General features: G+C 72.2%; 19 protein-coding genes and 5 tRNA genes. 8 read left to right on the top strand and 16 right to left on the bottom strand.

The features are described 5' to 3' along the window. From ACTWQE_RS06505 to ACTWQE_RS06525, 5 genes are all read left to right on the top strand, one after another. Positions 1–73, top strand: a tRNA-Gly gene (locus ACTWQE_RS06505). A 25-nt stretch (positions 74–98) separates the two neighbouring features. Next, a tRNA-Cys gene (locus tag ACTWQE_RS06510) sits at positions 99–169 on the top strand. Between the two features lies 1 nt (position 170). Next, positions 171–242 (top strand) — tRNA-Val (locus tag ACTWQE_RS06515). 58 nt (positions 243–300) lie between these two features. Then, positions 301–372, top strand: a tRNA-Val gene (locus ACTWQE_RS06520). A 19-nt stretch (positions 373–391) separates the two neighbouring features. Next, positions 392–463: transfer RNA gene (locus ACTWQE_RS06525), tRNA-Val, on the top strand. Between the two features lie 125 nt (positions 464–588). Here the strand turns inward: ACTWQE_RS06525 and ACTWQE_RS06530 are convergent. The 4 genes from ACTWQE_RS06530 to ACTWQE_RS06545 form a co-directional block, all read right to left on the bottom strand. Next, the gene (locus ACTWQE_RS06530; RefSeq protein ID WP_443327839.1) at positions 589–867 is read right to left on the bottom strand and encodes a TFIIB-type zinc ribbon-containing protein; all 279 of its coding nucleotides are present in this window, start codon (positions 865–867) and stop codon (positions 589–591) included. A 70-nt stretch (positions 868–937) separates the two neighbouring features. Further along, the gene (locus ACTWQE_RS06535) at positions 938–1,870 is read right to left on the bottom strand and encodes a phosphotransferase (RefSeq protein ID WP_443327840.1); all 933 of its coding nucleotides are present in this window, start codon (positions 1,868–1,870) and stop codon (positions 938–940) included. Between the two features lie 667 nt (positions 1,871–2,537). After that, a complete protein-coding gene (locus ACTWQE_RS06540) occupies positions 2,538–2,744 on the bottom strand; it encodes a hypothetical protein (RefSeq protein WP_443327841.1) in 207 nt (68 codons plus the stop codon). A 185-nt stretch (positions 2,745–2,929) separates the two neighbouring features. Beyond that, a complete protein-coding gene (locus ACTWQE_RS06545) occupies positions 2,930–3,187 on the bottom strand; it encodes a hypothetical protein (protein ID WP_443327842.1) in 258 nt (85 codons plus the stop codon). A gap of 226 nt (positions 3,188–3,413) precedes the next feature. Between ACTWQE_RS06545 and ACTWQE_RS06550 the strand changes: the two genes are divergently transcribed. Further along, complete coding sequence (locus ACTWQE_RS06550; protein WP_443327843.1) at positions 3,414–4,622, top strand: protein kinase domain-containing protein; 1,209 nt, start codon at positions 3,414–3,416, stop codon at positions 4,620–4,622. A 471-nt stretch (positions 4,623–5,093) separates the two neighbouring features. Here the strand turns inward: ACTWQE_RS06550 and ACTWQE_RS06555 are convergent, their stop codons facing one another. From ACTWQE_RS06555 to ACTWQE_RS06595, 9 genes are all read right to left on the bottom strand, one after another. Then, positions 5,094–5,927 (bottom strand): TrmH family RNA methyltransferase, encoded by an 834-nt coding sequence (locus ACTWQE_RS06555; protein WP_443327844.1) that lies wholly within the window; start codon positions 5,925–5,927, stop codon positions 5,094–5,096. A gap of 45 nt (positions 5,928–5,972) precedes the next feature. Further along, positions 5,973–7,187, bottom strand: coding sequence for a uroporphyrinogen-III C-methyltransferase (gene cobA / locus ACTWQE_RS06560; protein WP_443327845.1), 1,215 nt, complete (start codon positions 7,185–7,187; stop codon positions 5,973–5,975). Positions 7,188–7,520: 333 nt separating this feature from the next. Beyond that, a complete protein-coding gene (gene cobT / locus ACTWQE_RS06565) occupies positions 7,521–11,402 on the bottom strand; it encodes a nicotinate-nucleotide--dimethylbenzimidazole phosphoribosyltransferase (protein ID WP_443327846.1) in 3,882 nt (1,293 codons plus the stop codon). A 275-nt stretch (positions 11,403–11,677) separates the two neighbouring features. Next, positions 11,678–12,922, bottom strand: coding sequence for a precorrin-6y C5,15-methyltransferase (decarboxylating) subunit CbiE (gene cbiE / locus ACTWQE_RS06570; RefSeq protein ID WP_443327847.1), 1,245 nt, complete (start codon positions 12,920–12,922; stop codon positions 11,678–11,680). Between the two features lie 258 nt (positions 12,923–13,180). Next, positions 13,181–13,822: a GNAT family N-acetyltransferase gene (locus ACTWQE_RS06575; protein ID WP_443327848.1), complete on the bottom strand. Its 642-nt coding sequence runs from the start codon at positions 13,820–13,822 to the stop codon at positions 13,181–13,183. 344 nt (positions 13,823–14,166) lie between these two features. Then, positions 14,167–14,997, bottom strand: a complete 831-nt coding sequence (locus ACTWQE_RS06580) for a MetQ/NlpA family ABC transporter substrate-binding protein (RefSeq protein WP_443327849.1) — start codon at positions 14,995–14,997, stop codon at positions 14,167–14,169. Positions 14,998–15,056: 59 nt separating this feature from the next. After that, a complete protein-coding gene (locus tag ACTWQE_RS06585) occupies positions 15,057–15,791 on the bottom strand; it encodes a methionine ABC transporter permease (RefSeq protein WP_443327850.1) in 735 nt (244 codons plus the stop codon). Further along, the gene (locus ACTWQE_RS06590) at positions 15,788–16,855 is read right to left on the bottom strand and encodes a methionine ABC transporter ATP-binding protein (RefSeq protein WP_443327851.1); all 1,068 of its coding nucleotides are present in this window, start codon (positions 16,853–16,855) and stop codon (positions 15,788–15,790) included. Before ACTWQE_RS06590 ends, ACTWQE_RS06585 begins: the two co-directional genes overlap by 4 nt. A 603-nt stretch (positions 16,856–17,458) precedes the next feature. After that, on the bottom strand, positions 17,459–18,106 hold the full coding sequence (locus ACTWQE_RS06595) for an HAD family hydrolase (RefSeq protein WP_443327852.1): 648 nt from the start codon (positions 18,104–18,106) through the stop codon (positions 17,459–17,461). 133 nt (positions 18,107–18,239) lie between these two features. On the opposite strand from ACTWQE_RS06595, the gene ACTWQE_RS06600 reads away from it, so the two are divergent. Both ACTWQE_RS06600 and ACTWQE_RS06605 read left to right on the top strand, forming a co-directional pair. Beyond that, positions 18,240–18,608, top strand: coding sequence for a hypothetical protein (locus tag ACTWQE_RS06600; protein WP_443327853.1), 369 nt, complete (start codon positions 18,240–18,242; stop codon positions 18,606–18,608). Further along, entirely contained in the window at positions 18,601–19,095 is a 495-nt protein-coding gene (locus ACTWQE_RS06605) for a hypothetical protein (protein WP_443327854.1), read from the top strand. Before ACTWQE_RS06600 ends, ACTWQE_RS06605 begins: the two co-directional genes overlap by 8 nt. Before the next feature lie 11 nt (positions 19,096–19,106). Here the strand turns inward: ACTWQE_RS06605 and ACTWQE_RS06610 are convergent, their stop codons facing one another. The 3 genes from ACTWQE_RS06610 to ACTWQE_RS06620 all read right to left on the bottom strand — a co-directional run bounded on the left by ACTWQE_RS06610 (position 19,107) and on the right by ACTWQE_RS06620 (position 21,674). After that, a complete protein-coding gene (locus tag ACTWQE_RS06610) occupies positions 19,107–19,610 on the bottom strand; it encodes a GNAT family N-acetyltransferase (protein WP_443327855.1) in 504 nt (167 codons plus the stop codon). 118 nt (positions 19,611–19,728) lie between these two features. Next, entirely contained in the window at positions 19,729–20,304 is a 576-nt protein-coding gene (locus ACTWQE_RS06615) for a sigma-70 family RNA polymerase sigma factor (protein WP_443327856.1), read from the bottom strand. 227 nt (positions 20,305–20,531) lie between these two features. Further along, the gene (locus tag ACTWQE_RS06620) at positions 20,532–21,674 is read right to left on the bottom strand and encodes a glycerophosphodiester phosphodiesterase (RefSeq protein ID WP_443327857.1); all 1,143 of its coding nucleotides are present in this window, start codon (positions 21,672–21,674) and stop codon (positions 20,532–20,534) included. Positions 21,675–21,898: the final 224 nt, after the last annotated feature.

A 21,898-nucleotide genomic window follows, 5' to 3' on the forward strand; every position in this document is an offset into this window, starting at 1 on the left:
GCGGACGTGGCTCAGTTGGTAGAGCATCACCTTGCCAAGGTGAGGGTCGCGAGTTCGAATCTCGTCGTCCGCTCGATGGGGGCTCCGGCCCCCGCACTGGTGGAGTGGCCGAGAGGCGAGGCAACGGCCTGCAAAGCCGTCTACACGGGTTCAAATCCCGTCTCCACCTCGGACGATTAGCTCAGCGGGAGAGCGCTTCCCTGACACGGAAGAGGTCACTGGTTCAATCCCAGTATCGTCCACTGGGCCCGTCGGGGCCCCTGCACGATCTGCGGCATCTTCGGGTGCCGCACCCCACCCGCGCGATTAGCTCAGCGGGAGAGCGCTTCCCTGACACGGAAGAGGTCACTGGTTCAATCCCAGTATCGCGCACGCAGCACCGCACCACCGAGGACGATTAGCTCAGCGGGAGAGCGCTTCCCTGACACGGAAGAGGTCACTGGTTCAATCCCAGTATCGTCCACGCACAGAGGCCGAGGGCCGGAGCTTCCGCTCCGGCCCTCCGCTGTTTCCCCGGCTCAGCTCTCACGGGTCTCACGGGCCCAGCGCTCCGGGCTCTCTGCTGAGCTCCCGGGGGCGGCTCGGGGCTCAGGAGGAGAAGAGCATCCGGCCGAAGCTCTTGTGGCGGTGGTGACCGTGGTGGCCGTGCTGGCCGTGCTGCTGAGCCCCCCAGGCGGGAGCGGCCGGGTACGCCTGCGGGGCCGCGGGAGGCGGCGGGGCCTGCTGCACCCACTGCGACTCGAGGCGGGTCAGCGACTCCAGCTCCCCGTAGTCCAGGAATATCCCCCGGCAACCGCTGCACTGCTCGATCTGGACGCCGTTGCGGTGGTACGTGTGCATCGGCGCATGGCACTTGGGACACTGCATGGTCGGTTCAGCTCCTCGCCAGTTCATCGGAATCGCCCGGGAAGTACTGCCCGGCGACGACGAGTTCACCCTACGGCGTACGGTCCGGCGCCACGTCGGAAGGCAGCCGGACGATCCGTGCGCAGGCATCGGTGAGTGCCTCCTCCACCTCATCGGGGGCGCGGCGCTCGGCGGCGGCCCGGACGAGTGCCAGCGCTGCCGACTGGACCGTCAGCGCACGGGCGGGGATGTCCAGTTCCGGCCATGGGTCGCCATCGGGACGGACGGCTCGGCCTCCGTACGCGCGGTAGGCGGTGAGGAAGCGCTGCCATACGTCCGGGGCGAGCAGGCCGGCGGCGTACCAGGCCGCCGGGCGGGCGAGATCCCAGGCCGGGTCTCCGAGACCGAGGTCGTCGACATCGATCAGCAGCCACGGGCCGCCGGGAACCGGATACCTGACGAGCTGCCCCAGGTGCAGATCGCCGTGGCAGAGCGTGTCGGCGCGCGGCGGGGCGGCTTCGCCCCGCGCCCAGGGCGGTAGCCCGGAGCAGGCCCGCAGCACCGTTTCCCCGGCGGGCGTGGGCGCGACGGCCCGCAGCCGGGCGGCGGCCCGGGCGACCTTGGCGGGGCCGCGCATGGACGGCAGCGGGCCCGGCAGCCCGGCCGTCGGTACGGAGTGCAGCCGGGCCAGCAGGGCTGCTGTCTCCTCCCAGGGAGCGGCGTCCGGTTCGTCCGGTGCCACGGGCAGGCCCAGAGGCCACAGGCTGGCCGGACGGCCCTCGGCGTCGAGCAGCCTGCCCTCGTACAGGGGCGGCAGCAGGATGCCGCCGAGGCGGGGGTGCGCGGCCGTACGGAGTCGGGTGACGAGGGCTGATGTGTCGCTGTCGGGCGCGTGTGCCTTGGACACGACAGGTCCCACGCGCACGACGGTGCCGTCGGAACGGTCCGCCAGCACGACCGCCGGCCCGTCGCCCCCCATGTCACGGCCGAGCGCCGTCAACCGGTAGGTCAACGACGTGCCCATGGCGTCCCCCTGCGTGCGTGCGTAGTAATGGCGGTGCTCGGTCCGGGCCTGCGGGGGCACCGCCCTGTGTGGTGGAAGCCCTGAGTGGTCCAAGCCCCGCGTCCTGAAACCCTGTGTGCGTGCGCGTTCCACGGCGTCCTCGGTCCCGCAGCGTACGGCGCACGTGGTCGGGCGCCCGCATCGTACGACGGCGCCGTACGGCCCCCGCTGTACGCCCGCGTCTACGGCCCGCGGCGTCCCATACATGCCGTACCGCCCGAGTCATACGGCCCGTGGCGCACCGCTCGCACCTACGTCCGCGTCATGCAGCCCGCGTCGCACCGCCCATACCTACCTCCGCGTCAAGAGGTCCGCGTTGCACCGCCCATACCTGCACCCGCGTCATGAAGCCCGCGTAGTACGGACCATGCCTACGCCCGTCTCATGAGGGGCGTCGTTCCCGCCCCTCCCGTACTGCCCATGCTGTACGCCCGGGTCATACCGCCTACGACGTACCGCCCCTGTCCTGCGGCCTCGTGCGCACCGCCCACGGCGTACGGCCCCGGACGGCGCGACGCCCGGACAGCTCCCCAGCTGTCCGGGCGATCGTGCCGTCCGCCGCACCCCCGTCCCCACGGGGCTATGACCGGAGGCCTCCCGGGCCGCTCTCCCGGGCCTGGAGTGCCGTTCAGCGCCCCAGGATTCCGGCCACGGACGACGCTTGGACGACGACGGCCTCCCAGCCGCCGAACGCGACCACGAGCAGCGCCGCGAGCGGCAGCACCATCGCGGCTGCCACCAGCGGGTGACGCCTGCCGGACCGGCGGACGCCGAACGCGGCGAGTGCCTTGTGCCCCTGCGACCCCGTGGCCGCTCGTCCTGCCGCGTACACCATGGCCCCGCTCCCGTCGTGTCGGGGCGGCGGGCGTCTGACCTCGGGGGACGAGTGCGGCGCCCGCCGCTTGAGTTCAACACTAGGGACGCGCCGGGACAGCGGCGTCATGCCGCGTATCGATTGCCTGGCCTCCCGGAGGATGACAGACCTCCCGTGGACGTACTCCCCAGGGTGGAGATCCACCCCTACTCCACGACCGTCTCCTCCACGGGGCGCTCGCCCGCGTCGGTCCTGGGCACCGGCTGTTCCACCAGTGCCAGCACGCGGTTGGCCATGAAGCGCGCGGTGCGCACCACCGAGCCGTTCCTGGTGACTTCGCTCACTTCCACCACTCCCCTGCGCACAGCCGTCTCCACCCTGCGGCCCGCCCGCGCGGCCACAACTTCATACGTACGAGTCGTGTCCCCGGCGTCCACGACTATCTCCACCCGGTCACCCTTCACCGACTCAATCCCCCTTCTGCGACGGATCGTTGAGATCTCGCACGGCCACGGGAGCTGTCGAAATGCCTGCCCCGGGCCACTTTTCAAGGATCCCACCCGGCACTGACAATCCGTCTGCCGACGCATGCGCGGCCTATGAGCACACCGGGCCGTCAATCCGTAAGCTGTGCCACGTCAGACGGACGGGCAGCGGAGTGGGGCCTCCCCACGGAGGTAGGGGACGGACATGGCGATGATGCGGCTCCGGCGCGAGGACCCGCGTGTCGTCGGCTCGTTCCGGCTCCACAGGCGGCTGGGCGCCGGCGGGATGGGCGTGGTGTACCTCGGCTCGGACCGGCGCGGGCAGCGGGTGGCGCTGAAGGTGATCCGGCCGGACCTGGCGGAGGATCAGGAGTTCCGGTCGCGCTTCGCGCGCGAGGTCTCCGCGGCCCGGCGTATCCGCGGCGGCTGCACGGCCCGGCTCGTCGCCGCCGACCTGGACGCGGACCGGCCGTGGTTCGCCACCCAGTACGTGCCGGGGCCCTCGCTGCACGACAAGGTGGGCGAGGACGGCCCGCTCTCCGCGGCACGCACGGCGTCGATCGGCGCCGCCCTCTCCGAGGGCCTGGTGGCCGTACATGAAGCAGGAGTTGTGCATCGCGACCTCAAACCGTCCAACATCCTGCTCTCCCCCAAGGGCCCCCGGATCATCGACTTCGGTATCGCCTGGGCGACCGGTGCCAGCACACTGACCCATGTCGGCACGGCCGTCGGGTCGCCGGGCTTCCTCGCACCGGAGCAGGTGCGCGGCGCGGCCGTGACTCCGGCCACCGACGTGTTCGCGCTCGGTGCGACCCTCGCCTACTGCGCCACCGCGGACTCCCCGTTCGGGCAGGGGAGTTCGGAGGTCATGCTCTACCGCGTGGTGCATGAGGAACCCCATCTGTACGGTGTGCCCGACGCGCTGGCCCCGCTGATCCAGGCCTGTCTCGCCAAGCACCCGGAGGAGCGGCCGAGCACCCTGCAGCTGTCGATGCGGCTCAAGGAGATCGCAGCCCGCGAGGCACACGGCCGGGAACCGGCCCGGCCGGCCGGCGGATTCGCCGAGGAGTACGATCGGCAGCGCACCGAGCGGCGCCCGTCGGCCACGCCCGCGCACCGCACCCAGTCGCCTCGTGCCTCCATGCCCCGTACGGGACCGCGTTCAGGGGTGCGTCCCGGCCAGCGCACGCCCACCACCCGCAACGGCACGCGCCCGAACGGCCGTACGCCCGCACGCCCCACCGCGGGCGGACGCCGCCCCGGTCCCGACCGTCGCTTGCTGCGCCAGCGGCTGATCGTGTTCGTCACGGTCACCCTGCTCGTGGCGCTGGGCATCGCTGCGGCCCAGGGATGCCAGGGTCCGGCCCGCAGCCTCGGTCTGCCGGAACGGCCCGCTCACGCCGCGCCCCACTGAGGAAACCCGGTCAGGCTCCATTGACGAGGCCCTGCTCAGCAGCGGCCGGTCTCACAGGCCGTTCGCAGCCTCGCCTACTTCGTCACCGCCATGGAGGACCCGGCGTGGGCCGGCCCGCATCCGACCCGTAAGGGGAAGGTGTTGCCTGCACGGCACAACATCGACCACGAGCGCGAGCTCTGGGACACCTATGCCGAGGGCACCAAGGACATGGCCCGAGGTGTGGGAGGAGCACCTCCTCCGGGCCGGGTTCGCCACCGCCGAGGCGAGCGTCCTCAACGCTCCCGAGGACGGCCACATCGGCACGCTGATCGTGCGCGCCGTAGTGGACTGACGAGAGCATACGCCCCGATCTGGCCCCGGTCCGCCGGGTCGGGGCGATGCTTGAGGCGGCGTCAGCGGAACAGATGGCGGGGCGCCCCGCCGAGGCCGACGACAGCCCTGCAGGCACAGCCCCGGACCAGCGGAACGTCAGAGGCGGGTGGCGTAGAAGGCCACTGCGGAGGCTGCCGCGACGTTCAGGGAGTCGACTCCCCCTCCCATCGGGATGCGCACCCATTCGTCCGCCCCACGGAGGGCTTCGGTGGTCAGCCCGTCGCCTTCGGTGCCGAACATCAGGGCGAGCCTTTCGCACCGACGCGCCGCGAGCTCGTCAAGGGTGATCGCGTTGTCGCTCAGGCAGAACGCGGCCGTCACATACCCCTGGTCGCGCAGGAACTCGATGCTCTGGGGCCAGGGATCGATGCGGGTCCACGGGACCTGGAAGACCGCGCCCATGGAGACCTTGACCGCTCGCCGGTACAAGGGGTCGGCGCAGCGCGGGGTGAGGAGGACGGCATCGACGTCGAGCGCGGCCGCCGATCTGAAGGCCGCCCCGAGATTGGCGTGATCGACGATGTCCTCGAAGATCGCGACCCGTCTGCTGGAGCTGTGCTGCGCACCGTCGCGGAAGGTCCCGGCCAGCAGCTCACCGGCCGCCGGCAGCGGTTTGCGCTGCATGGAGGCCAGCGCGCCGCGGTGCACGTGATAGCCCGTGACCTGCTCCGCGAGGTCCGGGGTCACGGCGTAGACCGGCGCCGGAACCTCGTCGATCACATCCCGCATCACATCGACCCACTTGGCCGACAGCAGCATCGACCGCATCTCGTACCCGGCGTGCCTCGCCCGCCGGATCACCTTCTCGCCCTCCGCGATGAAGAGGCCCTCCGCGGGCTCCCGCTTGCGGCGGAGCTCGACGTCCGTCAGGCCCGTGTAGTCGCGCAGTCGCGGGTCGGCGGGATCATCGACCGTGATGAGATCAGCCACAGGGTGATACTGCCTTGTCCTGGATACGGTGCCAACGGTGGGACGTCAGCCGCGGCCCACCGCGACGACCTCGCCGATGACGACGACGGCCGGCGGCCGTACGCCCTCGGTGCGCACCGTCTCCGCGACGTCGGCCAGCGTGGCGTCCACCCGCCGCTGGGCGGCCGTGGTGCCTTCCTGGACCACCGCGACCGGCGTATCGGCCGCCCGGCCGTGCTCGATCAGCGTCTCGGCGATGGCCCCGATCCGCTCGACCGCCATCAGCAGCACCAGCGTGCCGCGCAGCTGGGCGAGCGCCCGCCAGTCGACGAGCGACCGCGGATCGTCCGGCGCGACATGACCGCTCACCACGGTGAACTCATGGGCCACCCCGCGGTGGGTGACCGGAATTCCCGCCGCTCCGGGGACGCTGATCGAACTGGAGATGCCGGGCACGACCGTATACGGAATTCCGGCCTCCGCCAGTGCCTCGGCCTCCTCCATGCCACGGCCGAAGACGAAGGGGTCACCGCCCTTGAGCCGGACGACCGCCTTCCCTGCCTTCGCGTGCTCGATGAGCGCGTTGTTGATGGCCTCCTGTGCCATGAACCGGCCGTACGGGATCTTGGCGGCGTCGATCACCACGACGTGCGGCGGGAGTTCGTCGAGCAGATCGCGCGGGCCCAGCCGGTCGGCGATCACCACATCGGCCTCCGCCAGCAGCCGCCGCCCGCGGACGGTGATCAGATCGGGGTCGCCGGGGCCGCCGCCGACCAGGGCGACGCCGGGCGTACGGGCCCGGTGCCGGGGCGCGGCGAGGGTGCCGTCGTGCAGGCCCTCCACCACGGCGTCCCGCACATCGGCCGACCGCCGCGGGTCACGGCCGGTGAGGACCGCGACGGTCACACCTTCGCTACGGCCGGTGGCCGGCGTCCAGGCGGTGGCGGCCTCCGCGTCATCGCTGCGGACGCACCAGACCCGGCGTGTCTCCGCCTCGGCCGAGGCGGCCGCGTTCGCTTCCGGATCATTGGTGGTGATCACCACGTACCAGGCGTCCGCCAGGTCGCCTTCGCGGTACGGCCGCCGCTCCCAGCGCAACTCGCCCGCCTCGGCCATCGCCTCGACCGAAGGGGTCGCGGAGGGTGCGATGAGCAGGACGTCGGCCCCTGCGGCGAGCAGCCCGGGCAGCCGCCGCTGTGCGACCTGCCCGGCGCCGAGCACCACAACGCGGCGTCCGGCGAGACGCAGTCCGACGGGGTAGGCAGGGGCGTTGTCGGTCATGACGGTGCGGCTCCTCATCCTGGAGAGGGGAATCCGGGCCGCTGCGGCACTGAAGCGGCGGAATGGGGCGGGCGTCGGCCCTGCTGCGGCCACCCTACGGGGCGGTGCGGCCTCCGGCCCAGCAGATCATCGCAGGCCGGAGCCCTGCGCCACCCTTCGGGGCCCGCTCCGGGCGCCGTGGCGCCGCCCGGGCGGAAGCTCCGCGGTGACCGCGGCGCGCCCGGGCGGGAGCCGGTGCGGCGTCGGCCAGGTCTGCCCGGTGGCGAGGTGACCTGGTGCGGTCAACGGCTCTGGTGCGGTCAGCGGCCAGGTGGCGCCGGATCGGCCTCGTCGTCAGGCCTTCTCCGTAACGCCTGCCGAGTCGAACGTCGCCACCTCGTGCATGGCCCGCGCCGCGCTCTGTACCAGCGGAAGTGCCAGCAGCGCGCCGGTGCCCTCGCCCAGCCGCAGGTCCAGATCGACCAGCGGACGCAGCCCGAGCTTCGTCAGAGCCGCGACATGGCCCGGCTCGGCGCTCCGGTGGCCCGCGATGCACGCGGCCAGGGCCTCCGGGGCGATGGCCCGTGCCACCAGGGCTGCCGCGCCCGCGCTGACCCCGTCCAGGATCACCGGTGTACGCAGTGAGGCCCCGCCGAGAAGCAGCCCGACGATCGCCGCGTGCTCCAGTCCGCCGACCGCGGCGAGTACACCGATCGGGTCGGCGGGATCCGGCCGGTGCAGGCTCAGGGCGCGCCGTACGACGTCGACCTTCCGCGCGTGCGTCTCGTCGTTGATGCCCGTGCCGCGTCCGGTGACCTCGCTGGGGTCCACTCCGGTGTAGACGGAGATCAGGGCGGCGGACACGGTGGTGTTCGCAATGCCCATCTCCCCGGTGAGCAGCGCCTTGTTGCCTGCCGCGACGAGATCCCGGGCCGTCTCGATACCCACCTCGATCGCGCGCAGTACATCCTCGCGGGACAGCGCGGGCCCGGCCGTGAAGTCGTCCGTACCGGCCCGTACCTTCCGGGGGAGCAGCCCGGGAGTGCTCGGCAGGTCGCCGGCGATGCCGACGTCCACCACACACACCTCGGCACCGACCTGGTTGGCGAAGGCGTTGCACACCGCCCCGCCGCCCAGGAAGTTGGCGACCATCTGTGCGGTCACCTCCTGGGGCCACGGGGTCACGCCCTGGGCGTGGACGCCGTGGTCGCCCGCGAAGATCGCCACAGCCGCGGGCTCCGGGATGGGCGGCGGGCACTTCCGGGACAGGCCGCTCAGCTGGGCGGAAATGATCTCGAGCATGCCGAGCGCGCCGGCGGGTTTGGTCATCCGCTTCTGACGCTCCCACGCCTCGCCCAGGGCCTTGGCGTCCAGGGGCCGGATGCCCTGCAGCGTTTCGGCGAGCAGGTCGTGCGGCTCCGCGCCGGGCAGGGCCCGTCGGCCGTAGGTCTCCTCGTGGACGACCCACGACAGGGGGCGGCGCTTGGACCAGCCCGCCTGGAGCAGCTCGGGCTCGTCCGGGAACTCGTCGACGTAACCGACGCAGAGGTAGGCGACGACCTCGAGGTGTTCCGGCAGGCCGAGGGCGCGGACCATCTCCCGCTCGTCGAAGAAGCTGACCCAGCCGACGCCCAGGCCCTCGGCCCGGGCCGCGAGCCAGAGGTTCTCCACGGCGAGCGCGGAGGAGTACGGCGCCATCTGGGGCTGGGTGTGGCGTCCGAGGGTGTGGCGGCCGCCGCGCGTGGGGTCCGCGGTGACGACGATGTTCACCGGGGTGTCGAGGATCGCCTCGATCTTGAGTTCCTTGAACTGCTTGGCCCGGCCCTTGGGGAGGGATTTGGCGTAGGCCTCGCGCTGGCGGGTGGCCAGTTCATGCATGGTCCGCCGGGTCTCGGCGGAGCGGATGACGACGAAGTCCCAGGGCTGGGAGTGGCCGACGCTGGGCGCTGTGTGGGCGGCCGCGAGGACGCGCAGCAGGACGTCGTGGGGGACGGGGTCGGTGCGGAAGCCGTTGCGGATGTCACGGCGCTCGCGCATGACGCGGAGCACGGCTTCGCGCTCGGCGTCGCCGTATCCGGCCGCGGCGGCGGAGCCCTCCTGGGCGTCCGCCGGTGTCCCGGCGTCTGCGTCCGCATCCGCGCTCGCGTCTGCGTCCTCATCCGCATCGGTAGGTGCTTCGGCCGCTGCCTCGTCGGCGACGAGGACGGGGGCGGGCGCGTCCTCCACCGGAGCAGCCTGCTCGCCCTGCTCCGCTGCGGCCTCGCCCTCGGCAGGCTCCGGTACGGGCTCGGGCTCCGGCCGGCCGGCGGCTGCGGTCCGGGATCCGACGAGTGCATCGGCCAGCACGGGGCCACCGCCGGGCACGGCCGCCCGGCCGGGCTCGTCCTGCGCCGCGGGACCGGCGGAGAGTTCGGGCTCGGCGGGGGTATCCGCAACGGTCGTCCCGCTGTCAGCAGAAGCTGCGGCCTCCGGCTCGGCCGGGCCCTCGGCGGACTGCTCGGCGGCAGTCGGCGCCTCGGCCGCGGCCGCCCTTTCGCCGGTGGGAGCCTCTTCGCCGGTGGGCGCTTCCGCCCCGGCGGGCGCGGGCTCCGGCTGCCGGCCCGTGTCGGCCGGGAGTTCCTGGGGGTCCGGGGTCTCCGGCGCTGTCTCTCCCGGCACCTGCTCGGCCGTGGCCGGAGCGGCGGCGGCGTGCGGCGCGGTACCGGCGGCCGTAGCCCCTGGGGCCTCTGCGGAGACGTCCTGAACGGGAGCTTCCTGGGACGGTGTCGCGGAGTGAGGATCGGCCGCGGTGACGGGCACGGCCGAGCCGGGCCCCTGAGAACCCGGCTCCGGAGCAGCCTGCACCGGGACGCCCTGCCCCTGAGAATCCGGCTCCTGAGAGCCCGGGTCCTGGGATCCGGTCTCCTGAACCTGCGGCTCCTGAGCCCCCTGTGCCCGGGGCCCGTGCTCCGGAGAGCTCTCTCCCCCCGCCGCGACCGGCTTCTCAGCCGACGGCGACGCGGACGACGCCGGTGCGGACTCGGTCACCGCCGGATTCTCGGGCTCCCGCGCGACCTCCGGAACCACCGGATCCGGTACGGCCGCGTCCACCGCCTGGGCCGCGCCGGCCTGTTCCGGCGCGGGCTCGGAGATCGTCTCGGGCCCGGCCGCCGGTACACCGTGCTGCGCCATGCCGGGCTCGGGAGCGGACGGAGGAACCGGAGCGGAGGGCTCCGGGGCGGGCCCGGGGGCCGCCCCGGCCGATGGCCCATGGCCGGTCACCTCGGCCGGGCCGTCCTCGGCAGCCGTGGAGGGCGGTGCGGGGCTGACCGGCGGCCCGGCCGGCTGGGGAGCCTGCGGCGAGGTGTCCACTGGCTGAGCATCAACGGGCGGGGCGTCCCAGGCAACCCCTTGCGCCGGAATCTCACCGAGCTGCGGGCCGGGCAGCGACGCCGCAGGCTGCTCTCCGTACAGCGGTACGGAAGGGATGTCCTCCCGCGGCACGTCCAGATACTCGGGCCCGACGGTCGGTGGGCCCGACGGACGGGTGGATGTGGACGGCGCGCCCGCCGGACCCCGGTCGGCGAGGGAACGGACGACTCCGCAGGTGTTGTCGGGCACTTGCGGCCAGAGGTGGAGCGGACGCCGAGCGGGTCCGGCGGAGGAGGGGGTACCGCCGCCCGACGGCCGGCGTGGGTCGGGCTGCCCCGCGGCCGGCTGCGGAATCCGTACGGCGCCGTAGTCGACGGAGCCGGTGTCGCGGCCTCCGGTCTCATGGGCCCCGGCCTGATGTATAGCGGGGTCGTACCCCCCGGAGTCGCGCTGTGCCTGCGGCGGCACATAGGGCTGCGCGGACGGCGGGTGCTGCGCCGGAACAGCGTGCTCGCCGTATCCGGAATGCCCGGTGTACACCGAGTGGTCCGCCTGCACCGCGTGCTCGGACTGCACCGTGTACGGGGAGTGCACCGACTGCTGGGCGTGCGGGGACTGCTCCGGCTGCACGGGGTGCTGTGCGTGCGCGGACGGCTGGTCGCTCCACGCTCCCTGCGCTCCGGGCATCAGCAGCAGATCGTCGTCCTCGCCGCCGCTCTCGCCCGGGCCGTGGTAGGCGTACGCGTCGGGGCCCGGCATCGGGCCCGGCTGCTCCGACGGGCCGGCGCCTGCGGGGGTGGATGAAGCCGCGTACTGCGGCGTCTCCTGCTGTCCGCCTGCGTTCTCCGGCAGTCCCTCGCCCGGGACCTGGCCGGTGTCAGTCATGCGTACCCCTCGCCCATCGGTAAGTGCTCCTTCCAACCGCTCGTCCGGCGCGCCCGACCGCGGCGCAGCGGCCGCCCCGTAAGGAACAACGAGCGTATGCGCCGGGCGGCACGTGGCGCGTCCCCCGATCGTCGTATGCACTCACCTCAAACCGGGGGTGCTGACCGGACATTGGCGAACGAAGCGCCGAACGCCGTGCGGCAGTACAACGGTCCGCCAGCCTACCTGCCGACGGTTGCCCCACAGGTCAGGGGGCGGATTTCCGAGGGACCGTCTCAAGGCCTGGGCAGGCGGTGGCCGCACAGCAGAAAAGCGACGGTGCGCTCATGTTCGGCCCATCCGGACGACACCGACGTGTCCAACTCCACAGACTGGATGAGCGCGCACTCCACGGCGTAGCCGCCGTCGGCGAGAGCCCGTCCGATGGCCTCCGCCGCGTCGCGGGTCGGGGCATGGGCGACGATCCGCTCCGGCCGGCGAGCCGCGCAGGCCGCGACGACCGGGGCTCCGCCGCCGCCGACCCGGACCACGTCCGGTTCGGGCAGGTCTTCGAGGATCTGTGGTGCTGTGCCGTGCACCAGCTGGAGTTGGACGCCGAAGCGGCGGGCGACCGCGGCGGTTCGTCCGCAGGCGTCGGCGTCGCGGTCCACGGCGATGACGGCCGCGCCGAAACGTGCGGCCTCGACGGCGGCCGCGCCGCTGCCCGTACCGATGTCCCAGACCAGGTCGCCGACATGCGGTCCGAGCCGGGCCAGTTGGGCGGCCCGTAGTTGCGGCGACTCCCCCTCGCCGAGCTCGGGCGTGCCGTAGTCGTACGAGGGGAGCGCCCAGCCGCGGACCGCGGGCGGTTGCGCCGGGTCCCGCCCCGCGATCCAGCCGCCGCCCTGGCCTGCGGCGCCCGGTGCGGACTGGGTCTGGGAACCGCCGATGGAGATGACGACGTTGGGGTCGCGCCAGGTGTGGTCGGCGACCTTGTCGGAGGTGAGGACGGTCACCTGTTCGCGGGCCGTGCCGAGTTCCTCGCAGATGACGAAGGTGCGGTGCACCGGCCCCAGGAGCAGGGCGAGTTCGGCGGGACCGGCGCCGGGTGAGGTGAGCACGGCGACCTTGCTGTGGGCGCGGCAGACGTTGACGGCTCGGCGGAGGTCCCGGCTGTGTGCGACGACGACCTGGGCGTCGTCCCAGGGCATACCGGCCCGGGCGAAGGCGGCGGCGACGGAGGAGACCGCGGGGACGACCTCGACCTCCAGGCCGTACTCGGGGGCGCGCAGGGTCCGTACGACGCCGAAGAAGCCGGGGTCGCCGTCGGCGAGCACGACGGCGCTGCCGCGGTGCGCGGCGATACGGCGGGCGGCGAGATCCACGCTGCCGAGCCTGATGCGCTCCGCGGCGGGCGGAACCTCGTGCAGCGCCAGATGGTGGGCGGCTCCGGCCACCAGCGTGGCCGCGCCGAGCGCGGAGCGGGCCGCGGCGGTCAGCGGCGAGCCGTCCCACCCGATCACCGTGACCCGGTCGGCCATCTCGTCAGTCTCCTGGGCAAGTCGCAGGTCGGGCGTCCGCGGGTGCGCGGGCGGGATGACATGGGGGGATTCGGGGGTTCGCCCCGGAGGAGCACAGTACCCCGGCAGGTCCGGACCCCTTCGCTGCGGGTGGCCGCCCTGCTCGCCGGGTCCGGCGCTCCGGGTCCGGCCCTCGGAGACCGCCGGGACAGGAGCCGGGCCGGTCGGGGAAGCGTGCCGGCCCGGCCGTCCGGGGGTGCGTCCCGGGCGTGGGGGACGTCAGTTCCACTCGGGGTACGCGGCGAAGCCGTCCGCGCGCTGTGCCGCGAGGTCTTCCAGGTCCTCCGGCAGGAGGCTCCACACGATCAGATCGGTGCGGATGTCGGTCCAGCCGCCCTCCGCGCCGTTCTCGACACGGCTGCGGCATATTCCCGCATTGCGCAGCACGCCCTCGCTGATACAGCCGATCTTCTGCGCGACCTGCTGGGATGCGGTGTTGTCGGCCGCGGTCCGCAGCTCCAGGCGCTCGAACTTCTGGTGCCCGAACAGCCATTGCGCGACGGCGTGCACCGACTCGGACGCATATCCCTCGCCCCGCGCCCAGGGAGCGACGATATAGCCGACCTCGGTGGACAGACAGCGCCAGTCGGTGTTCTGCAGATGCACGGTGCCGACGAGACGCTGGGTGAGGAGCTCGGTGACGGCGAAGGTGATGCCACGGCCCTCGGCGCGCTGGGCGGGCGCCTGCCGCGTGGCCCACTCCCGGGCGTCGTCGACGGTGTACGGCTGGGGCACGGCGGTCCAGGCGGTCACGAGTTCGTCGTTCATCATGTCCGCGAGCGCCGGTACGTCTCCTGCCTCGAACGGGCGCAGCACCAGCCGGTCCGTGCTGATGGTGATGTCCGGGAAGGTGGATGTCATGCGCTGCTCCGTAACCAGGGCCTGCAAGAGAGCCCAGCATGCAGCATCGGTCTGCGAAAACGCAGCCTGGGTCGCGCACCGGCCGCTGCTGACGGCGCCCTCCGGCCCGTCCTCAGGACCAGGCCGGGGACGGGCCGGGGACGGGCCGGGGACGGGCCGCGGACGGGCCGCGGACGGGCCGGGGACGGGCTCGGAGCGGGTGGAGGCACGCCCCCGGCTCCGCGCGCCCCGGCCGCGGTTGTGCGGAGCCGATTCCGGGCGGTGCCGAGTGCCAAGGCAGGGACGGCCCGCCGGTACGGCAGTCCTGTGGAGGGCCGGGCTTCTTCAGCGCCGGATCAGCCGGCTCAGAAGGACGCGGTGACCGAGCCCTCGTACGTGTCCTCGATGAACTTCTTCACCTCGGGCGTGGTGAGGAGCTTGGCGAGCTTCTTCACTCGCGGGTCGTCCTCGTTCCCCTTCTTCACGGCCAGGAAGTTGCCGTACGGGTTGTTCTTCGGCGACTCCAGGACGAGGGCGTCCTTGGCCGGCTTCAGATCGGCGTCGATGGCGTAGTTGCCGTTGATCACCGCGGCGTCGACATCGTCCAGGGAGCGCGGCAGCTGCGCGGCCTCGAGCTCCTTGAACTTCAGCTTCTTGGGGTTCTTCGCTATGTCCTTCGGGGTGGCCTCGTTGCCGACGCCGTCCTTGAGGGTGATCACGCCGCCCGCGTCCAGGAGCTTCAGTGCGCGGGCCTCGTTGACCGTGTCGTTGGGGATGGCCACCGTCGCGCCGCTCCCCAGGCCGCCGGCCGACTTGACCTTGTGCGAGTACAGGCCGAGGGGCTCGAGGTGCACGGTGACGACGGGCACGATGTGGGTGCCCTTCTTCTTGTTGAAGTCGTCGAGGTACGGCTTGTTCTGGAAGTAGTTGGCGTCCACCGAGCCGTCCTCGGTTGCGGTGTTCGGCGTGACGTAGTCGGTGAACACCTTGACGTCCAGCTCGAGGTTCTCCTTCTTCGCCAGGTGGTCCTTCACATAGTTCAGGATCTCGGCGTGCGGAACCTGGCTCGCGGCGACCGTGAGCGGGGCGTTGGCGTCGGCCTTCGTGGAACCGGATTCGGATCCGCAGGCGGAGAGTCCCAGGGTGAGGGCTCCCGCGGCGAGGACCGACGTGGTGATCTTGGCAGTGTTACGCACGAAAAGTGCCTTTCTCCATGGGTGATACGCCCTGCCGGGGGTGGGGCAGGGACCGGTGGTCAGGAGACCTTGGTGGGTTCGGCGGCAGGAGCCGGGGTGCGCAGCAGCCGCAGCCGGGGTGCCGACGAGGAGGAGCGGCCGCGCTTGGACAGGCCGCGTGCGGTCAGGTCGCCGATCAGCTGGACGGCGGTCACGAGCACGGTCAGCACGCCGACGGTGATGAGCATGAGGTCGGTCTCGAAGCGCTGGTAGCCGTAGCGGATGGCCAGGTCCCCGAGGCCGCCGGCGCCGACGGCGCCGGCCATCGCGGAGTAGCCGATCAGCGCGATGACGGTGGTGGTCAGCCCGGAGACGACCGAGGGCAGGGCCTCGGGCAGCAGCGCCTTGCGTACGACGGTCCAGGTGCTGCCGCCCATCGCCTGCACGGCTTCGACGAGGCCGTGGTCCACCTCGCGGACCGAAGTCTCCACGAGCCGGGCGTAGAAAGGGATCGCGCCGACGGCGAGGGGCACGATCGCCGCCTCGGGGCCGATGGTCGTACCGACGATCGAACGGGTGAAGGGGATCAGCGCGACCATGAGGATGATGAACGGCAGCGAGCGGCCAATGTTCACGATCACCCCGACGACCTTGTTCACGGCCGCGTTCTGCAGCAGCCCTCCGCGGTCGGTCAGGACCAGCAGGACACCGAGCGGAAGGCCGCCGAGGATGGCGATCAGCGCCGACCAGCCGACCATGTACAGCGTGTCCCAACACGCCTGGGACAGCAGCGGCTGAATCTCCGACCAGGTCACTTGGCGCCCTCCTCGGCGAGCTCGACGGCGGCGGCCGCGTCGGCCACGTCCACCTGAAGGCCCTGCTCGCGCAGGAACCCGATCGGAACGACGTTCTCCTCGAAGCGGCCGGGCAGTTCGATCCGCATCCGGCCGATCTGACGGCCCGCGACGGTGTCCATGGCGGCGCCGAGAATCGAGATGTCGATGTTGTAGGTGCGCGACAGCTGCGAGATCACCGGATGGGTGGCGGCCTCACCGTGGAAGGTGAGGTCCACGATCGTGCGATCGGGGCCCGAAGCCTCGCCGCCGACCGGGAACAGCTCCTGCGCCAACTCGGAGCCGGGGGTGGCCAGTACGTCGGAGACGGTGCCGGACTCCACGATCCGGCCGTCCTTCATCAACGCGGCGGAGTCACAGACCGACTTGATGACGTCCATCTCGTGCGTGATCAGCAGCACGGTCAGGCCGAGCTGCCGGTTGAGGTCGCGCAGCAGCTGGAGGATGGAGCGGGTGGTCTCGGGGTCGAGCGCGGAGGTGGCCTCGTCGGAGAGCAGCACCTTGGGGTCGCCGGCGAGAGCGCGGGCGATGCCGACCCGCTGCTTCTGGCCGCCGGAGAGCTGCGCCGGGTAGGCCCCGGCCTTGTCGGCGAGGCCCACCAGGTCGAGGAGGTCCAGCGCCTTGCGTGAGCGCAGCCGGCCGGAGATGCCGAGGATCTCCAGCGGCAGCTCCACATTGGCCTGGACGGTGCGCGAGGACAGCAGGTTGAAGTGCTGGAAGACCATTCCGATATGGCTGCGGGCCCGGCGCAGGGCCGCGTTCGCCCTCTGCGAGCCGCCGCCGGGAGACGCCCCCCGGCCGCGGCCGGCGAGGGCGGTGAGGTCCTGGCCGTCGACGGTGACCGTGCCGGAGGTGGGGCGTTCCAGGAGGTTCACACAGCGGATCAGGGTCGACTTGCCGGCACCGCTCCGGCCGACCACGCCGTACACCTCTCCCTCACGGACGTGCAGATCGACGCCGTCCAGGGCAGTGACCTCTCGGCCTCGTGAGCGGTAGACCTTGGTCAGGTCCGTTGTGGTGATCACAGGATGTCCATCACTGTCGAGTGCACGACGGGATCGCCGCCGGCACGGGGCATGGGCTCGGGGCGCGCCACGGTGCGACAGGGGTCCGGGCGGGGCCGGACGGAGCACGCGTGACACAGGGAAGGCGCGGTCCGGCACGTCGGTACGTGCGGAGCGGCGGGGCTCTTCCTGCCCGGTCCGGGCGGGAAAGGCCGGTCTCGCTTCGGGGCGCGAGGCTCAGGCGGGGGCCCTCAGCGGTCACACATTCGACACAGGCAACGAGCAGTTGGCATCGCCTCGATCGCAGGGGTGCGGTCGCTCGTCGTGGTCATGCGGGCCAGTAAAGCAGACACGTATACGAGCTGATCAAACGGGTCCACATACCGGACACGTTTGATCGGCACGCGGACACAGGACCAGCGACGAGAGCGCAGGCAGGCCGCCCGAAAGGCCGAAAGCGCGGGCGAAAGCGCGGGCGGCCGAGAGCGCGGGGGCCGACGGGCCGGACGGGGCAGGGGGACTCGACCACCTGCCGGGGCCGGACCGGCAGCAGGCCCAACTGCCTGCCGGGACCGGCCGGGAAAGGGGCTCGGCCGCCTGCCCGGGACCGGACGGCCAGGGGGCTCAGCCGCCTGCTGTGATCTCCACGCCGCGTGCCGCGGGCCGCACCGAGACGGCCGAGAGGTCGGCGACGACGACATCCGCGAGCAGTTCGTCGCGTTCGTGCGTCGTGGCCAGCGCCACGGTGCGCATACCGGCCGCGCGCCCCGACGCCAGGCCCGCCGGGGCGTCCTCGAAGACGGCACAGCGCTCGGGGTCGGCGCCGAGCTTCGCCGCGGCGAGCAGAAAGGGCTCCGGGTCCGGCTTGCCCCGGGTGATGTCGTCCGCGGCGACCAGCAGCGGCGGTTGAACACCGACCTCACGCAGGCGTGCCTCGGCGAGACGGCGGGTGGCCGAAGTGACCACGGCCCAGCCGCCGTCGGGCAGCGAGGAGAGCAGCTCCTTGGTGCCGGGGAGGATCACCACACCCCCGGGGACGTCGTCGACCTCGAGCTGCTCGATACGGTCCACCGCCTCCGGTATCCGCTCGGCCGGCAGCAGCTCCGCGATGATTTCCACGGCGGGACGGCCATGGAGGGGGACCCGGGCGAACTCCTCGGCCCCTATCCCGTACTCCTCGGCCCACCGCGTCCAGCAGCGCAGCACCGACTCCATCGAGGAGATCAGGGTTCCATCCATGTCGAACAGCAGTGCGTCAGCGGGGATCTTCATGGTCAAGGAGCGTACGTGCCCGCCACGGGGCCGCGCGCAGCCGGACGTATCGGGCGCATTAGAGTCATCCCATGCCTGTCGACCGCACACCCGCCCACGGCCCAGCGCCGCGCCGCGCCCCGGTGAGGCCCCGGTGATCGACGCACTGACGCTCGTGGTCGGTGCGACCGCCCTGGCACTCGCCGCGTGGTGCGGCTTCGCGGCCTACCGCGACCAGCCGACGAAGGACTGGCACTTCATCGGCATGGCCGTGGTGACCCTGCTCGTGGTCGCGCAGCTGGCCGTGGGCGTCGTACGGCTGGCGGGCGGGGAGAAGCCGGACGACGGTACGGGCATCTTCCTGGCGTATCTGCTCGGGGCGGCCGCGGCCGTGCCCGCCGCCGGTTTCCTGTCGCTGTCGGAGCGGACTCGCTGGGGGTCGGCGACGGTGTCGGCCGGAGCGGTGGTGCTGGCCGTCCTCGAAGTGCGGCTGTTCGACATCTGGGGAGGATCCGGTGCCTGAGCCCACGACCACCCGCGGCACGTCCGCGCCGGACGCGAGCCGGGCCGGGACGGCCACGGCGTCCGGTGTCCGCTCCAGCCGGATCGGCGAGGGCCCGGGCCGCCTGCTGGTGCTGCTCTACGGGGTCTTCACCGTGGGCGCCGCGTCCCGCTCGATCGCCCAGATGATCATGAAGTTCGACCAGGCGCCGCTCGCGTACGTGCTGTCGGCCGTCGCCGCGCTGGTGTACGCGTTCATCCTGGTCTCGCTGGTGCGCGGCGGCGAGACCGCACGCCGGCTCGCCATGGTCTGCTGCGCCGCCGAGCTGGTCGGGGTGGTGACCGTCGGCACCTGGACCCTGGTCGAGCCGTCCGCCTTCCCCGACGCGACCGTCTGGTCCGACTACGGCATGGGCTATCTCTTCCTGCCGCTGGTGCTCCCGGTGACGGGGCTCCTCTGGCTGCGCGGAGCCCGCCGGACAGGGCCTGACCGTCCGACGGGCCCGTAGCCGACGGGAATTCAGGCACTGGCGACGAAGGCCTGAGCCGTCGCCTCCTTCTCCAGAGTGATCACACTCAGCTTGCGGGAGACCTGCTCCGTGCCGACGGGCGCGTAGCCGTACTTCCGGTAGAGCCGCAGATTGCCCTCGCTGCGGTGCCCGGTGAACAGCCGGTACCGCTTCGCCTCGAGCTCCCCGGCCAGCCGCTCCTCGATCGCCCGGAGCAGCCGCCCGCCGAGCCCGTGCCGCTGCATCCGCGGATGCACGATCAGCTTGGCGATGCCCGCAGTGCCGTCCGGGTCGACGGCACCCCGCACCGAGCCGACGACCTCCTCGCCGAGCCGGGCCACGAGCACACAGCCCTGGCTCAGTTCGGCGCGGAGGTCGTCGAGGCTCTGGGTGAGGGGCTCGAGGGTGTAGTCGCCGTAGATTTCCGCCTCTCTCTGGTAGCAGAGGTACTGGAGCTTGAGAATCTGCTCGGCGTCGTGCTCGTTCGCCGCAGAGATGGTCACGCTCATGCCCATGTGCGCATGCCTCCCCTAGTCGGTCCGCCCGGGCGCGATGAGGGTGGTTGGGTGCGCCCGGACCGTTGGCCCTGACCGGAGCCGCGTGGGTGCACGCGGCCTCCGTGGCGCCGGTCGGCTAACGCTCCTTTCCCCCGTGTTCAGGAGCCGCAACCTCCGCCGCGAGCATTCTGCGCAGACACCCAAGGCAACGGGAACGTACCGGCCCCAAACTCCCTTGTGAGATACCCAACTCACCTGCGACTTCGCGGTAGGTCGGGTCCCTGGGCGACAGCATCGCACCGAGCAGCCGGGGACAGCGTCCGGGGAGACGGGTGACGGCTGTACGAAGGGCGCGCCCGGTCTCGGCGGCGAGCACCCGGTCCTCGACCGCCGCCGCCGGATCGCCGATCCTTTCGGCGGCCACGGGCAGGAGCTCCCCGGCCCCGCGGCCGCGGGCGGACTCGGCGGCGCCCGGGTCGTACGGCACCTCGCGCCGCGCCCGGCGGCGCGCCGTCCGGACCTCGGTCCGCACGGCCGCTCGCAGCCAGGCCGCCGGGGCGGCCGGCGGCCCGGCGTCCCTGGTGCGCTCCAACAGCCGCAGCCAGACGCTCTGTTCGAGGTCCGCGGGCTCGACTCCCGTGCCGTACGCCTCGGCGTCGGCCTCGGCGGCGAGCAGCGGGCGCAGGGCGGTGAGAAGATCGCTCGATGTCATACCGGGCGGGACACCGGGCGCGCGTCGGACGGTTTCACAGCGGCGGCGGGCTCACCCGTCCGTGTCGGAGCCGGTCCACCTGTCCGAGCCGGAAGCCGGTCCCCCCAGTCCGAGCCGGTACACCTGTCCATGCCGAGGGACGGCACGGCGAACCGGGGAAGTGCCCTGTCCCCTGTCGCCGGGGGCGGCCCCTCGGCGCGGGGGCCGCGCCCGGTGACGGGGGCGTCTCATTCCTTGAGGAAGTCCGCCTGCGCGAGCAGCGCCGTGTCGGGGTTGTCGGAGAAGATGCCGTCGATGCCCGTCTCGAAGTACCTCTTGAACGCGCCGAACGCGTCACCGTAGGCCGCCGGGTCCGTGCCGCGCCGGAAGTCGGCGGGCAGGAACTGGTTCTCGTTGCGCATCGTGTACGGGTGCACGATCAGCCCCGCCGCGTGCGCGTCCGGTACCAGCGTCGTCTCCTCGCCGAGCTTGCCACTGTCGTCGCGCGGGATGATCAGGTCCACCCAGGGCCCGACGCCCTGCGCGAAGGTCGCGATCCACTTCAGGCCCTCGGGCTTGACGAGGTCCGCGGTGGTTCGCGGGTCGCCCGCCTCGGTGAAGTCCGCCGGGCGGACGTCGGGGGCGTCGAACAGGACGACGCGCGGTGCGGAGACCAGCTTGGCCAGCCGCTGGATGCTGCTCGGCTCGAAGGACTGGAGGAAGTTCGGCGCGTCCTTCCCCTCCCGGCCGTAGGCGCGGAGCAGCTTGGCGAGACGTTCCTCCAGGCCCAGGCCGAGCTTCCGGAAGTAGGTGGGGTGCTTGGTCTCGATGTGCAGCCACACCGGTCGCCCGCGCCGCTTGCCCTGCTCCTCGGCCCAACGGAGGACTTCCTCGAGGGTCGGCACGTCCCAGCGGCCGTCGTAGAGGGTGTTCCTCTGCCGCGTGCCCGGTATGCGCTCCTTGGCGCGCAGGGTCTTCAGCTCGGCGAGCGTGAAGTCCTCGGTGAACCACCCGGTGAGAGCAGTGCCGTCGACCTTCTTCGTGGTCTTCCGGCTCGCGAACTCGGGGCGGCCGGCGACATCGGTGGTGCCGGTGATGTCGTTCTCATGGCGGCAGACGAGATGCCCGTCCTTGGTGGGCACCAGATCCTGCTCGATCACGTCCGCGCCCATGTCCAGGGCGAGCTGGTACGAGCCGAGGGTGTGCTCGGGGCGGTATCCGCTGGTGCCGCGGTGGGCGATGACGGTCGGCACCGGCAGTCCGCCGAAGCCTGAGGTCGCGCCGCGCTCGGCGGCTACCGCGGTACCGGCCCCGCCGAGCACGGCCGCTCCCGCTCCAAGGGCCGCCGCCCCCAGGAGGGCGCGCCTCCCCGGATGATGCTCCCGCTCCATGAACACTCCTTGCTGTGATGGCCAGCACCTGACAAAACTCCGGATGATCGTAAGCGTCTGCGTCTTTCGTCGGGGAGGCATTGGGCAGAACGTGGTGGGAACACGGGTCAACACTGGGTATCAGCCGGGTGTACCCGACGTGCGCTCGTGGTTGACTCGCGAGTATCGTCCTCACCTGCACACTCGTGCGGTGGACAGGATCCCCGCACGGTGTCCCAACCGAC

Origin of the sequence: Streptomyces sp. 8N706, from assembly GCF_052245415.1 — a bacterium.
Lineage (GTDB): Bacteria > Actinomycetota > Actinomycetes > Streptomycetales > Streptomycetaceae > Streptomyces.

Coding starts and splice junctions, on each gene's coding strand:
- ACTWQE_RS06530 (WP_443327839.1), bottom strand. CDS start 867: ATGCAGTGTCCCAAGTGCCATGCGCCGATGCACACGTACCACCGCAAC.
- ACTWQE_RS06535 (WP_443327840.1), bottom strand. CDS start 1,870: ATGGGCACGTCGTTGACCTACCGGTTGACGGCGCTCGGCCGTGACATG.
- ACTWQE_RS06540 (WP_443327841.1), bottom strand. CDS start 2,744: ATGGTGTACGCGGCAGGACGAGCGGCCACGGGGTCGCAGGGGCACAAG.
- ACTWQE_RS06550 (WP_443327843.1), top strand. CDS start 3,414: ATGGCGATGATGCGGCTCCGGCGCGAGGACCCGCGTGTCGTCGGCTCG.
- cobA (WP_443327845.1), bottom strand. CDS start 7,187: ATGACCGACAACGCCCCTGCCTACCCCGTCGGACTGCGTCTCGCCGGA.
- cobT (WP_443327846.1), bottom strand. CDS start 11,402: ATGACTGACACCGGCCAGGTCCCGGGCGAGGGACTGCCGGAGAACGCA.
- cbiE (WP_443327847.1), bottom strand. CDS start 12,922: ATGGCCGACCGGGTCACGGTGATCGGGTGGGACGGCTCGCCGCTGACC.
- ACTWQE_RS06575 (WP_443327848.1), bottom strand. CDS start 13,822: ATGACATCCACCTTCCCGGACATCACCATCAGCACGGACCGGCTGGTG.
- ACTWQE_RS06595 (WP_443327852.1), bottom strand. CDS start 18,106: ATGAAGATCCCCGCTGACGCACTGCTGTTCGACATGGATGGAACCCTG.
- ACTWQE_RS06610 (WP_443327855.1), bottom strand. CDS start 19,610: ATGGGCATGAGCGTGACCATCTCTGCGGCGAACGAGCACGACGCCGAG.
- ACTWQE_RS06615 (WP_443327856.1), bottom strand. CDS start 20,304: ATGACATCGAGCGATCTTCTCACCGCCCTGCGCCCGCTGCTCGCCGCC.
- ACTWQE_RS06620 (WP_443327857.1), bottom strand. CDS start 21,674: ATGGAGCGGGAGCATCATCCGGGGAGGCGCGCCCTCCTGGGGGCGGCG.